The organism is Streptomyces sp. HUAS MG56 (assembly GCF_058673395.1).
Genome location: NZ_CM178722.1, coordinates 9,867,398 through 9,889,848, shown reverse-complemented (window position 1 = coordinate 9,889,848; position 22,451 = coordinate 9,867,398). Strand labels below are relative to the sequence as shown.

The window sequence follows — 22,451 nt, the reverse complement described above, 5'->3', positions numbered from 1 at the left end:
CACCGGGTGCTCAGGTGACCGCCGAGGAACAGGCTCAAGTGCAGTACATGTCCGGGTTTCATCTGCATGCGGATCCTGGTGTCAGTGGGAGGAACAGGCTCGCGGTCCGATGCACCGAGGGTCAACGCTGCGCAAGGAGCCCTCCGGCGTTCTGCAGGACGTACCGTGCCACGTTCGTGCCGAGCGTGATCCCTGCCTCGTCGGCCGACCGGGTGTGGATGCCGGAGAAGACCCGGGCGTCGACGTTCTCGTCCGAGAGCTGCTTCCAGGCGGTGTAGGTCCGGGTGACCCCCGGCGCGGTGGGGCTGGTCAGATCGAACGGGGCGGTGCGCGGCCCGACGAGTGCCGACAGTACGGTCCCCGCGGCGCCCGCGTAGGTGTTGTGGCCGCTGGGGTAGTCCGGATGCGCGGGGGTGGTGTGCAGCGGCGTCCAGTTGGGGTCGGAGTCGATGGTGCCGGTACGGATCGCCGTGACGGGACGCCAGCGTTCATAGGCGTACTTACTGTCGGAGGTGGCGATCTGCGTGTCCACCAGCGCCACATGGAACAGCGCGACCAGCCGCGCCTGCCCCGCGATCCCCTGATGTGTGCGGGAGAGCGCCACACGCAGCGGCTCGGTGTAGAGGGTGAGGGAGGAGCCGAGCCAGAAGGTGGCGGTCTCGGTCTGGCGGGCGCTGCGCACCGCGCTGTTCGCTGCGCCGTACGCCCGCACCTCCACGAGATCGGCGGCATAGCGCTCGGAGTCCAGGGCGGGCGGCGGGGCGAGCCGGAACTGGCTCTGCGTCTTCAGCAGGAACGGCTTGGCGAGACGGTTGCCGTACTGGGCTGCCGGCGCGTAGTCGGGTGGCGTCGGCTGCCACACACCTGGCGCCGCCGCCTTGACGGGATAGGGCGCGTTGACCGAGGCGGGGTCGAGACCGTCGCCCTGCCTCGACGCGAGGACGAGGTCCGCCTGCCGCTCTCCCGCCGCGACGCCCCGCTCCTCGGCCGGGCCGTCGGGAATCGCGTCGAGGGTCTCCTTGAACTTCGCGTCGAGCTGCTCCGTTCGGCTCGGGGCCAGCGTCACCAGCGCGCGGTGCACAGCCGCGGCGAGCGCCGCCTCCTGATACGCGCCGCGCTGGACGCCCGCAGGCACGCTTCGGGTGGCCCTGGCCGCCGCGAGCCAACTGACGGCCCAGGTACGGCTGTTGGTGATCTGAGTGGACGCCCCGGCCGTCGCTATGGTCTCGGCTGTGGCGTCGTACCAGGCGAGCGCCGTGGACGTACCGCCGGCCGCCGAGGCCTGCGGAACGGCGACGGACGCGGTCAACAGGGCTGCCGCGCCGAGGACAACGAGGGCGGGTCGGGTTCTGGTCGAACTCACGTGTACTCCTCTTGGGTTTCGGTGGGGTAAGGGAGCCGACGGGGTGCGGCACCCGCGCCACGGGTGGTCAGGTCGTCTCCTTGGAGCGGGGGACCACGACGGTGCGGTTCGCCGACGCGGGTGCTGACGGGCCGGGTGGTGTTACGGCGCGGCGCAGAAGGGACAGCAGCAGAGCCACGGCAAGCAGGCCGGCACAGACGAAGGAGGCCAGTGCGTACCCTGCCCGGGGGTGGCCGCCTCCCGGCGGACCGGACGCGGCCTGCAGGTACACCGCAGGGACGGCACTGAGGCAGACGGCCGCCGCAATGCGCTGGGCCATCTGCAGGATGCCGCCACCCACTCCCGCCGCATCTGCCGGAGCGTGCTGGAGCACCTGGGTCTGGTTGGGCGAGACGGTGAGCCCTCCGGCGACGCCGGACATCAGCTGCGTTGCGGCCAGAGCCATGGACAGCACCGCCGTCGGCATGCAGAGCACGACCGCCGCCCCCGCCAGGGCGGCCCCGATGCCCAGGGTCAGGCCGACGGTCACCGTGCGCGGTCCGATGCGCCGCACCAGCCGCCAGGCGAGGGCCGAGGAGATGCCCATCCCGACCGCCCCGGGGAGGGTGACCGCCGCCGTGAGCAGAGCGGACAGGCCGAGCCCGTCCTGTAGGAAGACGGTGAGCACGAGGACCGCGGCCAATGAGGAGCCGAACTGGGCCATCGCGACGGCCGTGCCCAGCACGTACGGCTTCGACGAGGTCAGCGCCGGGTGCACCAGCGGCTGACGGCCCCTGCGCACCCGTAGGCGTTGGTGCACGGCGAACACGGCCGCCAGTGCGCACACCGCGCTGCCCCACAGGATTGCCTCTCCCCTGCTGTCCGGAGTGCGGATGAAGGGCACCATCAGCGCCAGCGTGCAGCCGCAGAACAGAGTGAGGCCGAGGAGATCCAGTCGGGAGTCGCGGGCGGTGCGCCGCGGCGGGGGTAGCCAGCGGGCCGCGAGGGCCAGAGTGAGCACGGCGCACGGTGAGCTCAGCAACAGGCAGCACCGCCAGCCCGCCTCGGGTCCGAGCCCCGCGACGAGCGCACCACCGAGGGGCGGTCCGAGTGCCGTGGCCACACCGCCGGTGACCGCGTACATACCCAGCGCACGGCCGCGGGCCACACCGCTGAAGACGTCCTGAATGGTACCGATCACCTGCGAGTTGACGAGCCCGGCCGCCGCACCCTGGACCAGCCGGGCACCGATCAGGGTCCCCGGCCCGCCGCCGGTCGCGGCCGTCACCCCGGCCGCCAGGAAGACCGCCACTCCGGCCATGAAGAGACGCTTGCGGCCCTGCAGGTCCCCGAGGCTGCCCCCGGGGACGAGGGCCAGGCCGAAGGCCAGCGAGTACCCGGCCACGATCCACTGGACGTCCGCCCCAGTGGCCCCGATGGACTGACGCATGCTCGGCACCGCGATGTTCAGGACGGCCTGGTCGAGCAGGGTCGTGGCGCCCGCGGCCATGCACACCAGCAGCACCCGTCGTGCGGCGCGGTCGTCTCCCGGGAGCATCTACGCCCGCCGGGACGGCCGCGGCAGGCCCAGGTGGTCGCGCAGGGTGTTGCCCGTGTAATAGGTGCGGAACAAGCCACGCCGGCGCAGCTCGGGGATCACTAGCTCGGCGAAGTCGTCCAGGGTGCCCGGCAGATACGGGAAGATCACGTTGAAGCCGTCGGCGGCGTGGCCCTGGAACCACTCTTCGATGTGGTCGGCGATCTGCTGGGGCGTGCCGGTGATGGTGCGCTCGTCGTTCGCGACGCGCCGGACGAGGTCGCGGATGGTGAGGTTGTTGCGACGGGCGTCCTCGTAGATCTGCTGCTGGGCGGTGTGCGACTGGTTGGAGACGGGGAGTTCGGGCAGGGGGCCGTCGAGCGGGTGGGCGCCGAGGTCGAAGCCGCCGAGCCAGTACGACAGGTCGGCCAACGCGACCTGTGGGGGCAAGAGTTCGGTGAGGCGGGCCAGTTTGTCGCGGGCCTCGGACTCGGTGGAGGCGGTGACGACGGACAGGGCCGGGAGGACCTTGAGGTGGTCCGGGTCGCGGCCGTGGGCGGAGGCGCGCTCCTTGATCTCCGCGTAGAACTCCTGGGCCCGGCCGAGGCCGTTGATACCTGAGAAGATCACGTCGGCGATGCGGGAAGCGAGGTTCTTGCCCGACTCGGAGGCACCGGCCTGCACGATGACCGGGTGACCCTGCGGCGGCCGGGCGATGTTGAGGGGACCGGCGACCTTCAGATGTTTGCCCACGTGGTTCAGCGCGTGCAGCTTGGCAGGGTCGAAGTAAACGCCGCTCGCCTGGTCGTGGCGGAAGGCATTGTCCTCGAAGGAGTCCCACAGGCCCGTCACGACGTCGTGGAACTCCTCGGCGCGGTCGTAACGGGTGGCGTGGTCGAGATGGGCGTCGAGGCCGAAGTTCTGGCACGTGCGGGTGCGGCGCGCCATCCGCCGGGCCATCGACAACGCCGGTCTCATCAAGGCCCTCGGCGGCCCTTCGACGAACCGTCGGCCCGCCTCCAGGCCGCCCGCCAGTTCGAAGGCGAGGACCGCCCCGGCGCCGCGCGGCAGGTACCGTTTGGCCGGCACGTGCCAGGGACTGGAGGACAGCCCGGGGTAGTGCACCTGCGAGACCTGCGGCTGCTGCTCCAGCCACTCGGCGAGCGTCTGAGCGTTGGAGACGTGCCGTTCGATGCGCAGGCTGAGCGTCTCCAGGCCCTGCAGGAGCAGGAAGCTGTCGAAGGGAGAGACGGCCGGCCCCAGATCCCGGACCAGTCGGGTGCGCAGCCGCAGCGCGTAGGCGAGGCCGAGGTCGGAGAAGGAATCCCAGAACGACAGTCCGTTGTACGTCGGATCCGGGCGGGTCAGCCCCGGCCAGCGGTCGGGATCGGCGCCGAAGTCGAAGCGCCCGCTGTCCACGACGGCTCCGCCGATGCCGGTGCCGTGGCCGGACAGGAACTTGGTGGTGGAGTGCACGACGATGTCAGCGCCGTGCTCGAAGGGCCGTAGCAAATACGGCGTGAGCACGGTGTTGTCGACGACGAGCGGCACGCCGATCTCATGGGCGATGGCGGCCACCGCGTCGAGGTCGAGGACGTTGCCGCGCGGGTTGCCGAGCGTCTCCCCGAAGAACGCCTTCGTGGTGGGGCGCACGGCCGTGTACCAGGCGCCCAGGTCGTCTGGGTCGTCGACGAAGGTGACATCGATGCCGAGGTCGGCGAACGTGTGCTCCAGGAGGGTGCGGGTGCCGCCGTACAGGGACGAGGAGGCGACGATGTGGTCGCCCGCGCGCGCCAGGTTGAGCAGGGCGAGGCTCGTCGCGGCCTGGCCGCTGGCCACGGCGACCGCCGCCGAACCGCCCTCAAGGGCGGCGATCCGCTCCTCGGCCACGGCGGTGGTCGGGTTCGACAGCCTCGTATAGGCGTGGGTGGTCAGGTCGGCCAGTTCGAAGGCCGTGGCGGCGTGCGCGGTATCCCTGAAGACATAGCTGGTGGCCGGGTGGATCGGCACCGCCCGCGCGCCGGTGGCCGGGTCGGGTACCGCTCCGGCGTGCACCTGCCGGGTCTCGAAGGCCCAGTTGCTCATCGGTTCTCTCGCTTCTCCAGTACGTCGGACCACCAGCGTTCGGCGACGCGTGGATGGGAGCGAAGCCAGCCGACGACGGCGTTCTCCCCGAAGGCGGCCAGGAGCGGGTTGTCCGGGTCGTCAGTGACACCGCGACTCAACGCCGCTAGTTGCGGGGGGAGTTGGAGCGGCTTGACGACCGCGTCGAGGCGCGGGCCGAGGAAGAAGGGGATCGAGTAGCGGTGCACGCCCGACTGCGGGCTGACGACCCGGTGTTGAGTGGCTTTCAGATAGCCCTGGGTGGCGATCTCCAGCATCTCGCCGATGTTGAACACGAAGGCATCAGGCACCGGTGTCGCGTCGATCCACTCGCCGTCCTTGAGCTGCACCTGGAGCCCGCCCACCTCGTCCTGCTGGAGCAGGGCGAGATAGCCGTAGTCCTTGTGCGGGCCCACACCCTGGTCGGCATCCTCGGCAGTGCGCGGCGGATAGTGCACGATCTTTACGTGGACGGCCGCCTCGTCGTCGAACCACTGATCGAAGTAGCCCTCGTCCTGTCCGAGCGCGGCCGCGAGGGCCCGCAGCACCTCACGGCTCACCCGCAGCGCCTCCGCCTGCCAGCGCAGCACGAAGTCCCTCAACTCCGGTAGCGCGGAGGGCCATTGGTTGGGGCCGATCAGACGCAGGTAGTCGGGATCGTCCGGGCCGACATCGAGCGCTTCCCGTTCCGGACCGATGTCGATCTGCTCACGCCAGTCGGCGCTGCCCGCCGTGTACTCGGTTCCGGTGCGCGTATACCCGCGGAACTGGGGCGAGTTGAGGTTCTCGATCTCCAGTCGCCGCTTCTCGGGCAGCGCGAAGAAGGTGCGGGCCGCGCTCAGCACCTCGTCCCGCAGTGTCGCGGGGACGCCGTGCCCGGTGACGTAGAAGAAGCCGACTTCGTGGGCGGCGGAACGGAGTTCGGCGAGGAAGGCGTCGCGGTCGGCGTCCGGGGCACGGAAGCGGGAGATGTCGATGACGGGCAGGGCTGTGGGCTGGGCCATGAGGATTCCTTCGCGGCACGGCAGACCGGCTGCGCATCACAACTGCCCAGGGACGCGGGCTGGTTGAGCGACAGAAGCGGGATCAGGCGGAAAGGGAGAGGGTGCGGGTCGCGAGCCGTGGAACGGCGATCAGCAACAGACCTGGTCGAACTGCTCGGCGCGGCGGCTCACCCAGAACGGGTCGAGCAGCACCATGTGTGCCGTGCCAGTGGTCGCCATGACCGGATCAAAGCACACCCGGGAAGATGCGTCCACCACACAGCCCGCAACGTGAGACACCACCACCGCTGTCCTGGTGCATCCCGCCACCGCTGTGGTTATCTGGCTCCATGACCGTGCTCGTGACCCGCCGCCACGTGGACTACGTGCGTGTCACCACCACGGGTTGTTCCGCCGCGAGCTGATGCCGCGCTCCGGCTTCTGACCAGCATCTTTCTCACCATCTCACGCTGGCCGCTGCCCTCCGTCGGGGGCGGCTCCCAGCGCTGCGGTTCCCTCACGCCTTCCCACTCTCACCCTCCGCACAGGGAGAAGCACCATGAGCCAGCCCATCGACTCCGTGACCGCCGGCCACACCCCCGAGGAAACGTCCGCCGGGCCCGACACTTCAGCATGGTCGTTCGAGACCAAACAGATCCACGCCGGTGCCGCACCCGACCCGACGACCGGCGCGCGGGCAACGCCGATCTACCAGACGACATCGTTCGTCTTCCGCGACACCCAGCACGCCGCCGACCTGTTCTCGCTGGCCGAGCCCGGCAACATCTACACCCGCATCCACAACCCCACCCAGGACGTCTTCGAGCAGCGCATCGCCGCGCTGGAGGGCGGGGTCGCGGCGGTGGCGCTGTCCTCCGGACAGGCCGCGGAGACCCTCGCGATCCTGACGCTGGCGAGCGCGGGCGACCATATCGTCTCCAGTACCTCCCTGTACGGCGGCACCTACAACCTGTTCCGGCACACGCTGCCCAAGTTCGGCATCGAGGTGTCCTTCGTCGACGACCCGGACGACGCCGAGGCCTGGCGGACGGCGATCCGGCCGAACACCAAGGCACTGTTCGCGGAGACACTGGGCAACCCGCGCGGCAACGTGCTGGACGTGCGGGCGGTCGCGGACGTGGCGCACGCGGCGGGCGTGCCGCTGATCGTGGACAACACGGTCCCGACGCCCTACCTGCTGCGGCCCATCGAGCACGGCGCGGACATCGTCGTACACTCGGCGACCAAGTTCCTCGGCGGACACGGCACCGCGATCGCGGGTGTCGTCGTGGACGGCGGCACCTTCGACTTCGGCGCCCACGCCGAACGGTTCCCCGACTTCACCGAACCCGACCCCAGCTACCACGGTCTCCAGTACTGGCCCGCCCTCGGCCCCGGCGCCTTCGCCATCAAGCTCCGGGTGCAGTTGCTGCGCGACCTCGGCCCCGCTCTCTCGCCGCACTCCGCGTTCCTGCTGCTGCAGGGCGTGGAGACGCTGAGCCTGCGCATCGAGCGGCACTCCGCGAACGCCCAGGCCCTGGCCGAGTGGCTGGAGCAGCGCGACGAGGTCGCCGCCGTCCACTACCCGGGACTCGAATCCAGCCGCTGGTACGAGGCCGGGCAGAAGTACCTGCCGCGCGGTGCCGGTGCCATCGTCTCGTTCGAGCTGCGGGACGGCATCGAGGCGGGCAAGCGGTTCGTGGACGCCGTCGAGCTGTTCAGCCACCTCGCCAACATCGGCGACGTCCGCAGCCTCATCATCCATCCGGCGTCCACCACCCACAGCCAGTTGGACGAGGCACAGTTGACGGCCACCGGCACCTCCCCCGGGCTGGTGCGGCTGTCGGTGGGCATCGAGAGCCTAGCCGACCTCAAGGCAGACCTGGAGGCAGGGTTCCGCGCGGCCAAGGGCGCGTCCTGAACACCGTACTGACGCCCTCCGAGGTCCCCCTCCCGCCGGCCACCGGGGCCTGGCGGGAGGGGGACCCACCCGGGCGTCGTCAGTGGTACGTCCGCGAGAAGCCGCTTTCGTTGGAGGCGGGCGGCGAACTACCGGGCTTACGGCTGGCGTTCGAGACCTGGGGACGGCTCGCGGCGGACGCCTCCAACGCCGTCCTCGTCCTGCATGCCCTCACCGGGGACAGCCACGTCGTCGGCCCCGCCGGACCCGGCCACCCCACCCCCGGCTGGTGGGACGGCCTCGTCGGACCGGGCCGGGCCCTGGACACGGACCGCTGGTTCGTCGTGGCGCCGAACGTCCTCGGCGGCTGCCAGGGCAGCACCGGGCCGTCGTCGCTCACCCCTGACGGCCGCCGCTGGGGCGGCGATTTTCCCTTCCTGACCCAACGTGACCAAGTCGCTGTCGAGGCCGACTTGGCCGGCGCGCTGGGCATCGCCCGTTGGGCGCTGGTGGTCGGCGGCTCGATGGGCGGGATGCGGGCACTGGAATGGGCCGTGTCGTATCCCGAGCGCACCGGCGCCCTGCTGCTGCTCGCCTCGACGGCCGCGGCGAGCGCCGAGCAGATCGCCTGGGCCAACATCCAACTGCACGCCATCCGCGCCGACCCGCACTGGCGCGGCGGCCACTACCACGACACCGGTCAAGGACCGCACGCCGGACTCGGCCTGGCCCGACGGCTCGCCCACGTCACCTACCGCAGCGAGCCGGAACTCGCCGTCCGCTTCGGCCGTACGCCCCAGGGCACGGAGGACCCCTGGAGCGGCGGCCGGTATCAGGTCGAGTCCTATCTCGACCATCACGCCGCCAAGTTGGTGCGCCGCTTCGACGCGGGCAGCTACGTCGTCCTGTCCGAAGCCATGAACAGTCATGACGTCGGCCGGGGCCGCGGCGGCGTGCGCGCCGCCCTGCGCCGGGTGACCGCCAGAACGCTCGTGGCCGGGGTCGACTCCGACCGCCTCTATCCACCGTCCCAGCAGGCGGAACTGGCATCGGGCATCCCCACCGCCGATGACCTCCGGCTGATCGAATCACCCTGTGGCCACGACGGCTTCCTCATCGAGGTGGAGCAGGTCGCCGCGCTCGTGGGAGAACTCGTCCGCTGAGCGGGTCCGGAAGGTCCCGGCTCGCCGAGCGGCTCAGCCGCCGAGTTCCAGCGGCAGCGCCGGATCCTTGGACCACTCCTCCAGCGAGCCGTCGTAGACGGCGAGGTCGTCCCGGCCGAGGAGAGTGAGGGCGAGTGCCGTGCCCGCGGCCGAGATGCCGCCGCCGCAGTACAGGACGACCGGTGAGTCGGCGCCATGGAGGACCGCGTCGGCGCGGGCGGCGAGTTCGGGGCCGGGCAGCACACGGCCCGCGGAGTCCAGCAGATCACGGCCCGGAAGGCTGCGGCTGTCGGGGATGTGGCCGCGGCGGCTGTAGCGGGTGGGAGCGGAGCCGTCGAAGCCGCCGGCAGGCAGGGCGCACACCAGTGTGCCGGGACGGTCGCCGCGGCTGATGGCGGCCACCTCCCCGATCCCCACCCACAGTTCTGGACGCGGGAGCGGGGTCAGAGGCGGCACAGCCGGAGCCCGGTCGATGTCGTCGCTGATGTCGTCGCTGCCGACGAGCGGACGCCCGGCCGTCTGCCACGCCTCCAGGCCGCCGTCGAGGACGGCCGCCGGCACGGAGATCGCCCGAAGCATCCACCACAGCCGGGCCGCCCAGATGCCACCACCGCTGTCGTACGTCACGACCGTGTCGCCCTCCGCCACACCAAGCCGCGCGAGCGCGGCGGCCAGGGCGTCGGGGGACGGCACGGCGAAGTGGTACGGCGCGTCGTGGTCGGAGAAATCGCCGGTGAGGTCGGCGTGGCGGGAGCCGGGGAGGTGCCGTTCGGCCCAGGCGGCCCGGCCGCTCGCACACCGGTAGTCGCCGTCGTGCCTGGGCGAGGGCAGCAGGGCGGTGGCGTCGAGAACGACCACGCGGGGGTCGTCGAGACGGGCGGCGAGCCAGGTGTCGTCGACCAGGGGGCCGGGCAGCAGGGAGGTCATGGCGGCCGATCGTACGCCCGTGAACTGGGCGTCTCGCCGGTCGATCGAGGTCATCCCATATTTCGAACCGCGCTTGCGCGGCGTCCCGGGTATGCCGTTAAGGTTTCGGCCATCTACGCGGGAGCCCCTACCCGACCGGGCTGAGAGGGCGTCTGGGATCCGTTCGTTCGAACGTGGTCCCCATGGGGACGCCGACCGCACCAACCACGCCGGCCAGGCGTCCCGCGTAGGAGTTCACGTGTCAGCAGCAGTCGAGCCGAAGCGGCCGGTGCCCCACACCCCGGTGCGCTGCTCCTGTTGTTGTCGCTGACCCGCCTCACGCCCTTCTCACCATTCACCACCGCGCGCTCGCGCACCTCCTTCGGAGAACCCCCATGCCGCACATCCGGGTCATGCTCGACTATTTCCACCCTTGGCCGAATTCAGCCGGTCTGTACGTCTCCCGTGCCCGTGGCTGGTTCGCGGAGGCAGGGCTGGACGTGGAGCTGGTCGTCCAGGATCCGGGACGCGGTGACACCCTGGAGTATCTGGGGCAGGGCGAGGTGGACTTCGGGATCTTCCCGCCGAACCGGCTGCTGGCCCGCCGCGCCGCGCGCGCCCAGCCGCTGATCGCGGTGGCTGCGGTCAACCACCGTGGCCTGGAGGCGATCCAGACCACGACCTCGACCGGCATCACCCGTCCCCGCGACCTCGCGGGCCGCCGTCTTGCCCTCAACCCGACCCCGCGCGGCCGCGCCATGGTCCGGCACCTGGTCGCGGCCGACGGCGGCGACCCGGGTGCCGTGCTCCTCGTCGACGCGGGCACCCGCGAACTGACCGTGGACGACATCGAGGCGGGCGAGGCCGACGCCACCTTCGGCACCTACTGGTCCTGGGACGCCCTGCGCGGCGACCTGCCCGAGGAGCGGCGGCTGACCTGGCCGGTGGACGAAATCGGCGCACCCCGCTATCACAGCTACCTGCTGGGCACGAGCGAGTCCCTGCTCGCCGAACGGCCGTCGCTCGTACGGAACTTCCTCGCCGTCACGGCCCGGGGCTATGCCGCCGCCGCGCGTCAGCAGGACGACACCCTGACGCTGCTGGAGGGCGTGATCCCGTACTTCCCGCGCCCGCTCATCGCCCGCTCGCTCGCGCTGATCGCCCCCACCTGGACAGACCCGGACGGCCGTTGGGGCTTCATCGACGAGAGCCGGATGGGCCCCTACGCGCACTGGCTCGCGGAGAACGGCGCGATCGCGCACGATCGCGACTGGGACAGGTCCTTCACCAACGGCCTGCTGGACGTGGCCGCGTGACCTTCCTTATCCGTCGCCTGACCGTCGACTTCAAGCGGGTGGCCAGCGCGCTGTGTCGGGTGTGACCGCCTCGCACAGCCTGCCTCCCCTCCGTACGAAGGACCCGTCATGCACCGCCGCACCCTGCTGTCCGCGATAGCCGCGACCTCCCTGCTCGCCGTCACCACCGCCTGCTCGACCGACGCCGACTCCTCGGCCGCCGCGAAGGACGGCACCACGACCGTCACCCTCGCCCTGGACTGGACGCCCAACACCAACCACACCGGCATCTACGTCGCCCAGGCCAAGGGCTGGTTCAAGGACGCCGGCATCGACCTGAAGATCGTGCGCTTCCTTCAGTTTGAACAACGGAACGTCGCGGACGGTAAAGTACCTGGTCGTTCGGACCGCCGCGGGCCACACGTGCCCGTCATCCATCGGCGACTCAGCGAAGGTCTCGGCGACGGGAGGAAAAGTCAGCCGCCACGACGCGAGGGTGCGGCTCATCGTGGTCTGGGCGTCCTACCGCTGTGTCGTCCCACGCGCACGGTCCATCAGCCGAGCAGCGAAGTGCCTGACCGACGCCGGGCGGTGAGGGTGCCGCATACGTCTCGGAGGACGATGCCTGATCACAGGGACCGTATTCTGTCGGCGGCCTCACGGACGATCTCGGCGGGCTGTGCCGTGCAGAGGCGGACACTGGGCTCGGCGTCGTTGAAGACGGTCCCGGGAAGCCCGATCACACCGCGGCGCTCTCGAACCAGGGGCGGCTCTTCGTACGGACGATCTCCACCCCTCGGCCAGCGCCCCGGAGGCGATCCCGACGTCGATGGCCGCGTGCAGCAACTGAGCTACCGCGCAGTGGAGTTGGGGGCCTTGGAAGGTGAAGTGGTGCGGCACAACGCGGTCGGCGGGCACGGGCACCGACTCCAGGCGGACGGTTCCGCTGGCGGTGGTGCGCTGTCCCATGCCGTCCCAGTCGTCCACGACCGTGAGGCCGGGCGCGTCGCGCGGGACGTACGCCACGTGCAGGGCGTCGTCCTCGGTGCGGGCGAGGACGGGGATCCAGTGGGCGAACAGCGCGCCGGTGGAGTAGTGCTTGACGCCGTCGAGGACGTACGACCCGCCCGGGATCCGGGCGAGGCGGGTGCGGATGTCCTGGACGTGCTGGGTGCCCGCCTCGGACTGGGCGTTGCCGAACCGCTTGCCGGCCAGTACCTCGCCGAAGAAGAACTCCTGCTGCTCGTCGGTTCCCTGCCGGCGCAGCACGTTGACGTACACGAAGTGGCTCTGCGGGATCTGGGCCAGGCTGGCGCCGGCGGCAGCAAGCAGTCGGAAGATCTCGGCGAGCGTGTCCGCGCGGACGTCCGCGCCGCCGAACCGGGTGGGCACGGTCACGGCGAGCAGCCCGGAGGCGGACAGCCGCTCCAGCTCCGCGTGCGGGAGCCTGCGCCGCGCGTCCCGATCGGCGGCGCCCTTGCGGAATTCCCCGGCCAGCTCCGCGGCCACGGCAAGGGCCTCGGCGTCGTTACCGAATGCGTGCGCGACGCTCATCCGGCGGCCGCCAGCAGCGTCGTCCGCCCGCCCAGCGCGGCCGAGAACTGGTCCGTGACCTAGGCCAGCGCCTCGGCCGATCCCGGCGCGACGGTCAGCGTGCCGTCCTCGCTCACCGTGATGTCCTTGTCGAGCGTGAACCAGCCCGGCGTGATGTGGGCGGGGCCCATGGAGGCCAGCACCGGGCGCAGGGCGTAGTCGATGGCCAGGACGTGGGCGGTGGTGCCGCCGGTGGCCAGCGGGAGGACCGTCTTGCCCGCCAGGGCGTACTGCGGGAGCAGGTCGAGCAGGGACTTCAGCAGTCCGGAGTAGGCGGCCTTGTAGACGGGGGTACCGATCATCACCCCGTCCGCCTGCTCGAACAGGGCGGTAGCCCGGACGATCGCCGGGTGAGCGAAGTCGGCCCCGAGCAGCGCCTCGGCAGGCAGGGTACGAGCGTCCAGCGCGATCACCTCGTGTCCCTGCGCGATGAGCCGCTCGTCCAGGTGGCGCAGCAGTCGAGCGGTGCGGGAGGTGGCGGAGGGGCTTCCGGAGACGGACAGGACAGTGGCCATGGAAAGGACCTTTCGGTTCGTCGTTTCGTGTGCGGGCCGCAGTCAGGCGTGGGCGGCGGCGGGCTCGGACGCGGCTTCCTGTGCCTCCAGTTCGCGCACCAGGGGCAGCACCCGCTTGCCGAATTACTCGACCTCCTCCAGGTAGTGCAGGAAGCCGAGGAGAAAGAGGTCGACGCCGAGCCGCTTGTAGGCGACGATCCGCTCGGCGATCTACTCAGGGGGGCCGATCAGACCTGTGCGGAAGCCGTCGCCGCCGGTCGGCGGGGATTCTCGAACATCAGCTCGGCTGAAAAGCGTGACCCCGTCGGCACCATTCCTCCGCGAGCAGTTCGTATGAACGGACCCGGTCCGTGTGGTCGTGGGTGATGGTCGTGATGAGCAGCTCGTCCGCGCCCGTGGCCTCTTGGAGTTGTTCCAACTGGTCGGCCACCCGGCCCGGTGAGCCGACGAACTGGGTGTCGAGGCGGTCCTGGACGAGGACCCGGTCCTCGTCGGTCCATGTGTGGGCACGCGCTTCCTCCGGCGTCGGGTACTCGATCGCGCCCTCAGCGGTGCGGATGCTACGAACCCACAGGCCGTAGCCGGTGGCGAGTGCGCGGGCGGTGTCGTCGTTCTCGGCGACGACGACGTCCGCCGAGACGCTGATGTACGGCTTGTCGAGGAACTCGGAAGGCTGGAAGCAGGACCGGTAACCCTCCACCGCCTCCAGGACCGTGGCCGGGCTGACGTGGTAGTTCGCCGCGAACCGCAGACCGCCCCGGCCCGCGACAGCGGCGCTCTGGCCGCCGCTGCTGCCCAGGATCCACACCTCCACGTCGGCGCCCTCCCCCGGCACGATGTGTGCCTCGACGCCCTCCGGGGAGCGGTAGGTACCGGCGAGCAGGGCGAGGAGGTCGTCGATCTGCTCGGCGTAGTCCTGTGACTCGGCGCCCGGTAGCAGAAGCAGTCTGCGCTGCAGCGCGATGCGGGGTGAGCCGAGCAGATGTTCGAAGGAGAAGCGGGGCGGGATCAACAGGCCGTTCGGGGTACGGCCGTCGACGACCGGGGTCGCCGTCGACAACGGTGCGGCCGGCTGTCCTGGCGGGCGGCCGCCCGAGCGCCCCAGGCCCAGATCGAAGCGGCCCGGGTGCAGCGCGTCGAGCAGGCCGAACTCCTCCACGGTGGACAGCGCCGTGCGGTGCCCGAGCTGCACGGCCCCGGAACCGAGCCGGATGGTGGAGGTGGCGGATGCGGTCAGGGCCAGGACGACCGCCGGGGACGTACCCGCCACGCCCGGATTGAGGTGGTGCTCGGCGAACCAGTAGCGGGCATATCCGAAGCGCTCTGCCTGCTGTGCGAGGTCGATGGAGTTGCGCAGGGCGTCGGCTGCCGTCGAGCCGGAGGGAATCGGGACCAGGTCGAGGACGCCGAGGGCAATATCAGACATGGAAGGACTCCTGGGTGAGCGGTGGCGCCGGATGCACGGGGCCCCATACGAACGGCGGGTCCGGGATCTCGCGGCGCAGCACGGGGGCGACCTTGGACTGGAACAGCTCAAGGGAGGCACGATGCTGGGACTCCGTCAGCCCGCTCGCGTCGGCGTGCAGGTGGAGCACGGTGTGCCCGAACTGTTCGTGGTAGCGGTGCACCTTGTCGATGACCTGTTGCGGGCTGCCGATCAGAGCGGAGCTGCGTTCGGCGAAGTCCTCCAGGGTCTCGAAGACGACCGGCAGGCCGCCCTTCTTGAAGAACGCCAGGTTGGACTCGAAGACCGGCCGGTACGCGGCCATCGCCTCCTGCGAGGTGGGGGCGACGTAGATGCCCGCCGTGCCCGCGCCGACGGTGATCTGCGCCGGGTCGTGGCCGTAGTGCTCCCACCGCTCGCGGTAGTGGCGGATCAACTCGGCGTACGGCTCGATGGGGTTGGTGACGTTCGCCGAGAAGAGCGGGTCGCCGTAGCGGGCGGCCAGGTCGACCGACTCCTCGCTGGTCGCGCTGCCGTGCCAGACCCGGACCGGCTGCTGGTACGGCCGCGGCCACACCTCGGCGTCCGTCAGCGGGGGACGGAAGCGGGTGTCGGCGGTCACCTTGTCCTGGCGCCAGATCTTCCGGAAGACCTCGTAACTCTCGGCGTTGCGCTCCCACTGGTCCTCGGGCGTGACGTGGAACAGGTCGCGCTGGGCGGCGCCGTTGCCCTTGCCGATGATCAGGTCGAGGCGCCCGTCGGACAGGTGGTCGAGGGTGGCGTAGTCCTCGTACGCCCGGACCGGGTCCAGCAGGCTGAGCGTCGTGACGGCCGTGAACAGGCGGATCCGCTTCGTCAGGGCGGCCACATGGCTGAGTACGACGGTCGGTGAGGAGGAGATGAACGGCCGCTCGTGGCGCTCCCCCACGCCGAAGCCGTCGAAGCCCAGCTCCTCGGCGAGCAGCGCGTTGTCGAGGACCTCGCGGAAGCGGTCGTGGGTCGGCTTCTGTACCCCGGTGATGGGGTCCGGGCGGTGCACGATGAGTGTGATGGCGAGGAACTTCACGACGCCACCCGCCCCTCGCCCCGCAGGTCGTCCATGGGGGTCCCCCCGCTCGAGCGCAGCCGCACGTGGGGGAGGGCGAGGCCGAGGTGGTCGCGGAGGGTCGGGCCCTCGTAGTCGGTGCGGAAAACGCCATGTTCCTGCAGCAGCGGGACGACCTTGTCGGCGAAGTCGTCCAGGCCGGTGGGGGTGATGTGCGGGACGAGGATGAAGCCGTCACTCGCGTCCGCCTGGACGTATTCGTTGATGGTCCGGGCGACGGTCGCCGGGGAGCCGATGAAGTTCTGGCGATTGCCCGTCTCGATGACCAGGTCGCGGATGGACCAGTTGTTGTCGGCGGCCAGCTCGCGCCACTCGCGGGCGGTGGCCAGCGGGTCGCGGTACATGCGGACCTGGGCGCGGCCCTTTGAGATGTGGTCGGCCCTGACGTCCGGGTCGAGGTCGGGCAACGGGCCTTCGGGGTCGTAGGAGGACAGGTCCCGGTTCCAGACGAACTCCAGGTGCTTGAGAGCGGTGGCCCCGCTGACCTGCTGTCGGCGCACCTCCTTGGCCAGTTCCCCGGCCTCTTCGTCCGTGTCGGCGAGAACGAAGCTCGCGGCGGGCAGGATGAGCAGTTCGTCGTGGCGGCGGCCGTACTTGGCGAGGCGGTTCTTGACATCCGTGTAGAAGGCCTGGCCGCCCTCCAGGGTGGCGTACCGGCTGAAGATGGCGTCGGCTCCGGCGGCGGCGAACTCGCGGCCCTCGTCGGAGTCACCGGCCTGGAAGATGACGGGGCGGCCCTGCGGGGAGCGGGGGACGTTGAACTGCCCGTGGATGTCGAAGTGCCGGCCGCTGTGGACGAAGGAGCCGGCCTTCGCGTCGCTCAGGAAGACGCCGGTCGCCCGGTCGGCGACGATCTCGTCGCCGTGCCAGGAGTCGAAGAGCTCGTGCGCCGTGGCCAGGAACTCCTTGGCGCGGGAGTAGCGCGCCTGCTGCGGCAGGAAGCCGCCGCGCCGGAAGTTCTCGCCGGTGAAGGCGTCCCAGGAGGTGACCACGTTCCAGGCGGCGCGGCCGTCGGAGAGGTGGTCGAGGCTGGCGAACTGGCGGGCCACCTCGTAGGGCTCGTTGAAGGTGGAGTTGATGGTACCGGTCAGGCCGAGGCGCTCGGTGACGGCGGCCAGTGCGGCCAGCACGGTAAAGGTGTCGGGGCGGCCGACGACGTCCAGGTCGTAGATCTCGCCGCCCTGTTCGCGCAGCCTGAGTCCCTCGGCGAGGAACAGGAAGTCGAACTTGGCGCGTTCGGCGGTCCGCGCGAAGTGGGCGAAGGAGCTGAACTCGATGTGGCTGCCGGCGGCCGGGTCGCTCCACACGGTGGTGTTGTTGACGCCGGGGAAGTGCGCGGCCAGATGGATCTGCTTCAGCGGCTTGCTCATAGTGGGTGCGGTCCTTCGGCTCAGGCGGTGGCGGCTGCGGCGTAGCGGTTGGCGGGGCGGGGCAGGCCCAGCAGGCCGCGCAGGGTGTCGGCCTCGTAGGCGGTGCGGAAGGCGCCGCGGCGCTGGAGTTCGGGGACCAGGCCCTTGGTGATGGCGGGCAGGTCGTGGCCCGCGACCGCGGGGCGCAGTCGGACGCCACTCAGGCCCGCCTCCGCCAACTCCTGGAGCAGGTCGGCGAGTTGGACGGGCGTACCGCTGAAGATGCGCGCGTCGCTCGTGTACGGCTCGCCCGCGAGGGCGTCGAGCCGTGCGCGTCGGTCCTCGGCGGCGCCCTGGTCGTCGTCGAGGAAGACCACCAAGTCACCGAAAACATGCAGGAGTTCGGCCGAACGCCCGGCCGCCGCCTGCTCGGCACGGATCTCGGCGACGATCGCGCGGGCCTGGTCGGTGTCGTGCGGGGTGACGTAGCCGACGTCGGCCTGCCGGGCGACCAGCCGGTACGGGACGGTCTGGTGGGCGAGGGAGGTGACCAGCGGCTGGCCCTGCGGCGGGCGCGGAGTGATGGACGGGCCCTTGACGCTGAAGTGCTTGCCCTCGAAGCCGATGTAGTGCAGCTTGTCGCGGTCGACGAAGCGGCCGGTGGCGACGTCGCGGATCTCGGCGTCGTCCTCCCAGCTGTCCCAGAGCCGGCGCACCACCTCGATGTAGTCGGCGGCCTCGTCGAACAGATCGGTGAGGCGCTCCTGCCCGGCCGGCGTCTGCAACTCCTCGAGGTTGATCGGCGGGAAAGCGCGGCGGCCGAAGTGGTCGGCCTCGTGCGGGCGGGCGGAGATCTGCACCCGGAGGCCCGCACGGCCGGTGCTGACGTAGTCGAGGGTGGCGATGGCCTTGGAGATGTGGAAGGGCTCCGTGTGGGTGGCGATCACCGTCGGCACCAGACCGATGTGCCGGGTGAGGGGAGCGATGCGGGAGGCGATCAGTAGGGCGTCGAGTCGGCCGCGGACCTGGTCGGTGCGGCCGTCCAACTCGGCATAGTGCGAGGACTGCAGGCCGAGGCCGTCCTCGAGGGTGACGAAGTCGAGCAGGCCGCGCTCGGCCTCGGCGACCAGGCCGGCCCAGTATCCGGCGGTGAACAGGTCCCGGGGGCGGGCGGTTTGCTCGCGCCAGGAGGCGGGGTGCCAGCCGGTGCCCTCAAGGGCGACGGCAAGGTGCAGGTGGGATGGGGGAGTTGAGGCCACGAGGGTGCCTTCCTGGAGGTCCGTACGAGATCACCAGCACCCGGGAAGCGGGGCGCATGGCGCTGGGGAAACAGGATCAGGAGCTACAGAGGGCGCCGGCCACGCGCTGGAGGTCGATGTGGGGCCGGCTGTGGAGGCACACGGCATGCAGTACACGTGTCACCGCGGACCACCTCCAAATCATCGCCTTCGACAAGGACAACGGCACAGCTATGCCGTTTCTTCCAGGACGGCGGCTTCGGTCCGCCGTACGAGCGAGAAGTCCGTACGGCGGCGCAGGGTGAAGCCGATCGACTCGTACAGCCGGATCGCGTTCGCATTGTCGGCCCTGGCGTGCAGGAAGGGCCGCTCGCCGCGCTCCTTGATGCCGGCCGCGACGGCGCGGACCAGGCGGGTGGCCAGACCCCGGCCGCGATACGCCGGGTCGGTGCACACGGCGCTGATCTCGGTCCAGCCAGGTGGATGGAGACGTTCGCCGGCCAGGGCGATCAGGCGGCCGCGGTGGCGGATGCCCAGGTAGGTGCCCATCTCGACGGTGCGGGGCAGATAGGGACCGGGTTCGGTAAGGGCCACCAGATCGAGGATCTCGGGCACGTCGTCAGGGCCGAGCCGCACGGCCTCGGGGTCGGGCTCCGCACGCAGGCCGGTGTCCACGAGCTGGACCCCGTGTCCGGTGCCGACCACCTCCCAACCCTCCGGCGCCTCGGTGACGCCCCGCACCGAGGCGGTGCCACCAGGGCCGACGAGCGCGGCAAGGTCGACCCAGGCGCGCGGGTCGTGCTCGTCGGACACGGCGTTGAAGGGAGCCACGTCCTGGTGGTAGCGGGCGGCCTGGCCGATGCGTTCGGCGAAGTGGGCGTGGGGGCCGGTGAGTGCGGCCCAGGCGGGGTTGTCCAGGATGTGCGAGGAACTGGCGTCGAGGGTGGTGACGGACATGGTGTGGCGCTCTCCGGGGTGGGGCTCGGGGTGTCCGGCGCGCGGGGACTCCACCGCGGGGCGGTGGAGTCCCCGGCACGCGGTGGTCAGGAGTTGTCGAGCGGCAGGCCCGGCGGGTTCACCTCGGACTTGGCGACGGCCTCGTCGGAGAGGTTGTACGCCTTGAGCCACTCCGCGTACTGACCGTTCTTGATCAGGTAGTTGATAGCGTCGGCCAGCGGCTTGGCGAGTCCGCCGTCCTTCTTCGCGGTGGCCGCGATCAGGCCCTGCAGGCTCGCGCCCGCGCCGGAGTAGGTGCCCGCGGTGCGGGTGGCGTTGGGCGTGTTGGCCACCTGGCGGTTGTGGTAGGCGAAGCCGGGGTTGGGACCGAAGGAGGCGTCGATCTTGCCGCTGTTCAGCGCGAGGTAGGTGCTGGGGCTGTCCTGGAAGTACTTGACGGTGAGCTTCTTGCCCTCCTTGGCCAGCTTGTCCTTCCACTCCAGGAGGATCTTCTCCTGGTTGGTGCCGGAGCCGACGGCGATCGTCTTGCCGGCGAGGTTCTCGTAGTTGCCGTCGAAGTTCCAGGTGCTCTTCTTCGGCACGATGAAGGCGAGGTTGTCCTGCCGGTAGGAGGCGAACTCGTACTTCTTCTTGCGCTCCTCGGTGTCGGTGACGTTGGAGAAGGCCACGTCGACCTTGCCGCTGTCGATGCCGACGAAAAGGTTCTCCCAGGTGGAGTTCTTCACCTCGGCCTTGAGCCCGAACACCGCGGCGACCAGGCGGCCGAGGTCGGGCTCGGAGCCGGTGAGGGTCTTCTGGTCGTCGCCGACGTATGCCAGCGGCGGGAACCCGGCGGGCAGGGCACCGATGCCGATCTCCAGTTTGCCGCTCTTCTTGACGGCGACGGGCAGTTCGGCGCTGATGGACTTGACCTCGGAGACCTTGATGGCGGTCTGGGTGGCGGCGCCGTTGGAGACCCGTCCGATGACAACCTCGCCGGACTTGGCGGCGGTGTCGGTGGTGGTGGCCGCGTCGCTGTTGCCACCGCAGGCGGCGAGCCCGGTGGCCAGGGAGGCGACGGCCGTCGCCGCCGTGATGCCGCGTATCAGGCTGCGTCGGGTGAAGTGGGTGGGCATGGCCGTTCCTTGTCGCTGGAGGTGATGAGGGTGGCGTGGGGGGAGGTCTGGGGGGCGTGGCGGGTCAGAGGACCTTGCTGAGGAAGTCCCTGGTCCGCTCGTGTCGGGGTTTGTCGAGAACCTCGGAGGGCGGGCCCTGCTCGATGATCTTGCCGCCGTCGATGAAGACGACCCGGTCGGCGATCTCTCGGGCGAAGCCGATCTCGTGGGTGACGATGACGAGGGTGGTGCCGCTGGTCGCCAGGTCCTTGATGACGGCGAGGACCTCGCCGACCAGTTCGGGATCGAGGGCGGAGGTGGGCTCGTCGAAGAGGATGACGCCGGGACGCAGGGCGAGGGCGCGGGCGATGGCGACGCGCTGCTGCTGGCCGCCGGAGAGCTGGCGCGGGTAGGCGCCGGTCTTGTCGGCGAGACCGACCCGGACGAGCAACTCGCCGGCCAGTTCCCGAGCTTCGGACTTGGTGAGTTTCCCAGTCGCGACCGGGGCGGCGGCCACGTTGTCCAGCACGGTCAGGTGCGGGAAGAGGTTGAAGTTCTGGAAGACGAAGCCGATCCGGCCGCGCTGGGTGAGGATGGCCCGCTCGCTGAGCTCCTTCAGCCGCTCGCCCTGCCGCTTCACGCCGATCAGCTCGCCGTTGATACTGACGTAGCCGATCTCGGGCTTCTCCAGGTGGTTGATGACCCGCAGCAGGGTGGACTTGCCGGAGCCGGAGGGGCCCAGGATGACGGTGACCTCGCCGGGGCGGACGGTCAGGTCCACGCCGTCCAGTACCCGGTGGGTGCCGTACCACTTGTGCACGTCGTGGACCTCGACGGTGGCGGCCTCGACGCCGGCCAGGGCTTCGAGCGTCTCGGTGGTCATACGGCAGCCTCCCGGCGGATACGGGCCCGCAGGCCGGAAAGGCCGGTGCGGAGCTTCTGCAGCGGCGTCGGCGGCAGGCTGCGGGTGGCACCGCGGGCGTAGTGCCGCTCGACGTAGAACTGGACGACGGACACGATGCTGGTCAGGATCAGGTACCAGACGGTGACGACCAGCAGCAGCGGCACGATGTCGCCGGGGTAGGTGGAGCCCATGGTCTGCGCGGAGCCGAACAGGTCGAGCAGGGAGACGTAGAAGACCAGCGAGGTGCCCTTGATCAGGCCGATGAGCTGGTTGACGTAGTTCGGGATGATCGAGCGCAGCGCCTGCGGGAGGACGATCCTCCGGAACTGGTAGCCCTTCGGCAGGCCGAGCGCCGCGGCCGCCTCGTGCTGGCCCTGGTCGACGGAGAGGATGCCGCCGCGTACCACCTCGGCCGCGTAGGCGGCCTCGTTGAGGCTGAGGCCGACGACGGCGACGACCATGTCGGTGGCGAGTCTTGACTCGTCGAAGGAGAAGAAGGCCGGGCCGAAGGGGACGCCGACGCTCAGCGTCTTGTACAGGGCGCTGAAGTTGTAGAGGAAGATCAGCACCACGATGAGCGGGATGGAGCGCAGCGCCCAGACGTAGGTCCAGCTGACCGCGCGCAGCACCGGGCTCCTGGAGAGCCGGCCTAGTGCGAGCACGATGCCGCCGACAAGGCCCAACACCGCGCTGTAGGCGGTGACTTCGAGGGTGATCAGCAGGCCGTCGAGGATGGTGGGGCGCAGGAACCAGTAGCTCCAGCGGTCCCACTGGTAGAAGGGGTTGGTGACCAGTCCGTGCACGAACTGGGCGACCAGGACCAGCACGCCCGCGGTGAGGATCCAGCGGCCTGGCCGCCGCAGCGGAAGAACCCGCTGGGCTGTGAGGGGTTTTGACGGTTCGCCGGTGGACGGCGCCTTGGCGAGGGTGACGGTGGCACCAGGGGGTTCACTCATGGTGGGCTCCGGCTGGGTGGGAACACCCCGGAAGCACGGCGGCATGCGGCGGCGCACACGACGGCGA

The 22,451-nt window shown here is 70.5% G+C and carries 17 protein-coding genes and 5 pseudogenes; 4 read left to right on the top strand and 18 right to left on the bottom strand.

The window, feature by feature from the left end; translation table 11 throughout:
• Nucleotides 1-121 precede the first annotated feature (121 nt).
• The 5 genes and pseudogenes from AC4OXY_RS45145 to AC4OXY_RS45125 form a co-directional block, all read right to left on the bottom strand.
• Nucleotides 122-1,363 carry a vanadium-dependent haloperoxidase gene (locus AC4OXY_RS45145; protein ID WP_491992650.1) on the bottom strand — a complete coding sequence of 414 codons (1,242 nt, stop codon included), beginning with the start codon at nt 1,361-1,363 and terminating at the stop codon, nt 122-124.
• 67 nt (nt 1,364-1,430) lie between these two features.
• Entirely contained in the window at nt 1,431-2,900 is a 1,470-nt protein-coding gene (locus tag AC4OXY_RS45140; RefSeq protein WP_491992649.1) for an MFS transporter, read from the bottom strand.
• Nucleotides 2,901-3,827, bottom strand: coding sequence for an NtaA/DmoA family FMN-dependent monooxygenase (locus AC4OXY_RS45135; RefSeq protein ID WP_491994740.1), 927 nt, complete (start codon nt 3,825-3,827; stop codon nt 2,901-2,903).
• A 45-nt stretch (nt 3,828-3,872) separates the two neighbouring features.
• Nucleotides 3,873-4,964: pseudogene (locus AC4OXY_RS45130) on the bottom strand (O-acetylhomoserine aminocarboxypropyltransferase/cysteine synthase family protein); the annotation flags it as partial.
• Entirely contained in the window at nt 4,961-5,986 is a 1,026-nt protein-coding gene (locus AC4OXY_RS45125) for an isopenicillin N synthase family dioxygenase (RefSeq protein ID WP_491992648.1), read from the bottom strand. The gene AC4OXY_RS45125 and the pseudogene AC4OXY_RS45130, both read right to left, overlap by 4 nt.
• 538 nt (nt 5,987-6,524) lie before the next feature.
• On the opposite strand from AC4OXY_RS45125, the gene AC4OXY_RS45120 reads away from it, so the two are divergent.
• Together AC4OXY_RS45120 and metX are read left to right on the top strand one after the other, a co-directional pair.
• Nucleotides 6,525-7,886, top strand: coding sequence for a bifunctional o-acetylhomoserine/o-acetylserine sulfhydrylase (locus tag AC4OXY_RS45120; RefSeq protein WP_491992647.1), 1,362 nt, complete (start codon nt 6,525-6,527; stop codon nt 7,884-7,886).
• Nucleotides 7,883-9,028 carry a homoserine O-acetyltransferase MetX gene (gene metX / locus AC4OXY_RS45115; RefSeq protein WP_491994739.1) on the top strand — a complete coding sequence of 382 codons (1,146 nt, stop codon included), beginning with the start codon at nt 7,883-7,885 and terminating at the stop codon, nt 9,026-9,028. The genes AC4OXY_RS45120 and metX overlap by 4 nt, the downstream gene beginning before the upstream one ends.
• A 33-nt stretch (nt 9,029-9,061) precedes the next feature.
• Here the strand turns inward: metX and AC4OXY_RS45110 are convergent, their stop codons facing one another.
• Nucleotides 9,062-9,955 (bottom strand): sulfurtransferase, encoded by an 894-nt coding sequence (locus AC4OXY_RS45110; protein ID WP_491992646.1) that lies wholly within the window; start codon nt 9,953-9,955, stop codon nt 9,062-9,064.
• A 374-nt stretch (nt 9,956-10,329) separates the two neighbouring features.
• On the opposite strand from AC4OXY_RS45110, the gene AC4OXY_RS45105 reads away from it, so the two are divergent.
• Both AC4OXY_RS45105 and AC4OXY_RS45100 read left to right on the top strand, forming a co-directional pair.
• The gene (locus AC4OXY_RS45105; RefSeq protein ID WP_491992645.1) at nt 10,330-11,250 is read left to right on the top strand and encodes an ABC transporter substrate-binding protein; all 921 of its coding nucleotides are present in this window, start codon (nt 10,330-10,332) and stop codon (nt 11,248-11,250) included.
• A gap of 108 nt (nt 11,251-11,358) precedes the next feature.
• A pseudogene (locus tag AC4OXY_RS45100) lies at nt 11,359-11,568 on the top strand (ABC transporter substrate-binding protein); the annotation flags it as partial.
• Between the two features lie 412 nt (nt 11,569-11,980).
• On the opposite strand, the pseudogene AC4OXY_RS45095 reads toward AC4OXY_RS45100, so the two are convergent.
• The 12 genes and pseudogenes from AC4OXY_RS45095 to AC4OXY_RS45040 all read right to left on the bottom strand — a co-directional run.
• Nucleotides 11,981-12,783, bottom strand: a pseudogene (locus AC4OXY_RS45095) (acyl-CoA dehydrogenase family protein); the annotation flags it as partial.
• Nucleotides 12,780-13,337: pseudogene (ssuE, locus tag AC4OXY_RS45090) on the bottom strand (NADPH-dependent FMN reductase). The pseudogenes ssuE and AC4OXY_RS45095, both read right to left, overlap by 4 nt.
• 42 nt (nt 13,338-13,379) lie before the next feature.
• A pseudogene (locus tag AC4OXY_RS45085) lies at nt 13,380-13,586 on the bottom strand (dimethylsulfone monooxygenase SfnG); the annotation flags it as partial.
• Between the two features lie 28 nt (nt 13,587-13,614).
• Nucleotides 13,615-14,763 (bottom strand): LLM class flavin-dependent oxidoreductase, encoded by a 1,149-nt coding sequence (locus AC4OXY_RS45080; RefSeq protein WP_491992644.1) that lies wholly within the window; start codon nt 14,761-14,763, stop codon nt 13,615-13,617.
• Complete coding sequence (locus tag AC4OXY_RS45075) at nt 14,756-15,847, bottom strand: LLM class flavin-dependent oxidoreductase (protein WP_491992643.1); 1,092 nt, start codon at nt 15,845-15,847, stop codon at nt 14,756-14,758. Before AC4OXY_RS45075 ends, AC4OXY_RS45080 begins: the two co-directional genes overlap by 8 nt.
• Nucleotides 15,844-17,256: an NtaA/DmoA family FMN-dependent monooxygenase gene (locus tag AC4OXY_RS45070; RefSeq protein WP_491992642.1), complete on the bottom strand. Its 1,413-nt coding sequence runs from the start codon at nt 17,254-17,256 to the stop codon at nt 15,844-15,846. Before AC4OXY_RS45070 ends, AC4OXY_RS45075 begins: the two co-directional genes overlap by 4 nt.
• 20 nt (nt 17,257-17,276) lie before the next feature.
• Nucleotides 17,277-18,494 carry an LLM class flavin-dependent oxidoreductase gene (locus AC4OXY_RS45065; RefSeq protein WP_491992641.1) on the bottom strand — a complete coding sequence of 406 codons (1,218 nt, stop codon included), beginning with the start codon at nt 18,492-18,494 and terminating at the stop codon, nt 17,277-17,279.
• A 76-nt stretch (nt 18,495-18,570) separates the two neighbouring features.
• Complete coding sequence (locus AC4OXY_RS45060) at nt 18,571-18,678, bottom strand: putative leader peptide (RefSeq protein ID WP_491992640.1); 108 nt, start codon at nt 18,676-18,678, stop codon at nt 18,571-18,573.
• 26 nt (nt 18,679-18,704) lie between these two features.
• Nucleotides 18,705-19,430, bottom strand: coding sequence for a GNAT family N-acetyltransferase (locus AC4OXY_RS45055; protein ID WP_491992639.1), 726 nt, complete (start codon nt 19,428-19,430; stop codon nt 18,705-18,707).
• Between the two features lie 86 nt (nt 19,431-19,516).
• On the bottom strand, nt 19,517-20,545 hold the full coding sequence (locus tag AC4OXY_RS45050) for an ABC transporter substrate-binding protein (RefSeq protein ID WP_491992638.1): 1,029 nt from the start codon (nt 20,543-20,545) through the stop codon (nt 19,517-19,519).
• Nucleotides 20,546-20,609: 64 nt separating this feature from the next.
• Entirely contained in the window at nt 20,610-21,407 is a 798-nt protein-coding gene (locus AC4OXY_RS45045; RefSeq protein WP_491992637.1) for an amino acid ABC transporter ATP-binding protein, read from the bottom strand.
• Complete coding sequence (locus AC4OXY_RS45040) at nt 21,404-22,384, bottom strand: amino acid ABC transporter permease (protein ID WP_491992636.1); 981 nt, start codon at nt 22,382-22,384, stop codon at nt 21,404-21,406. The genes AC4OXY_RS45045 and AC4OXY_RS45040 overlap by 4 nt, the downstream gene beginning before the upstream one ends.
• Nucleotides 22,385-22,451: the final 67 nt, after the last annotated feature.

Excerpts from the sequence above, each read along its gene's own strand:
- AC4OXY_RS45140 (WP_491992649.1), bottom strand. The coding sequence starts at position 2,900 with ATGCTCCCGGGAGACGACCGCGCCGCACGACGGGTGCTGCTGGTGTGC.
- AC4OXY_RS45135 (WP_491994740.1), bottom strand. The coding sequence starts at position 3,827 with ATGGCGCGCCGCACCCGCACGTGCCAGAACTTCGGCCTCGACGCCCAT.
- AC4OXY_RS45125 (WP_491992648.1), bottom strand. The coding sequence starts at position 5,986 with ATGGCCCAGCCCACAGCCCTGCCCGTCATCGACATCTCCCGCTTCCGT.
- AC4OXY_RS45120 (WP_491992647.1), top strand. The coding sequence starts at position 6,525 with ATGAGCCAGCCCATCGACTCCGTGACCGCCGGCCACACCCCCGAGGAA.
- AC4OXY_RS45110 (WP_491992646.1), bottom strand. The coding sequence starts at position 9,955 with ATGACCTCCCTGCTGCCCGGCCCCCTGGTCGACGACACCTGGCTCGCC.
- AC4OXY_RS45105 (WP_491992645.1), top strand. The coding sequence starts at position 10,330 with ATGCCGCACATCCGGGTCATGCTCGACTATTTCCACCCTTGGCCGAAT.
- AC4OXY_RS45080 (WP_491992644.1), bottom strand. The coding sequence starts at position 14,763 with ATGTCTGATATTGCCCTCGGCGTCCTCGACCTGGTCCCGATTCCCTCC.
- AC4OXY_RS45070 (WP_491992642.1), bottom strand. The coding sequence starts at position 17,256 with ATGAGCAAGCCGCTGAAGCAGATCCATCTGGCCGCGCACTTCCCCGGC.
- AC4OXY_RS45060 (WP_491992640.1), bottom strand. The coding sequence starts at position 18,678 with ATGATTTGGAGGTGGTCCGCGGTGACACGTGTACTGCATGCCGTGTGC.
- AC4OXY_RS45055 (WP_491992639.1), bottom strand. The coding sequence starts at position 19,430 with ATGTCCGTCACCACCCTCGACGCCAGTTCCTCGCACATCCTGGACAAC.
- AC4OXY_RS45050 (WP_491992638.1), bottom strand. The coding sequence starts at position 20,545 with ATGCCCACCCACTTCACCCGACGCAGCCTGATACGCGGCATCACGGCG.
- AC4OXY_RS45045 (WP_491992637.1), bottom strand. The coding sequence starts at position 21,407 with ATGACCACCGAGACGCTCGAAGCCCTGGCCGGCGTCGAGGCCGCCACC.
- AC4OXY_RS45040 (WP_491992636.1), bottom strand. The coding sequence starts at position 22,384 with ATGAGTGAACCCCCTGGTGCCACCGTCACCCTCGCCAAGGCGCCGTCC.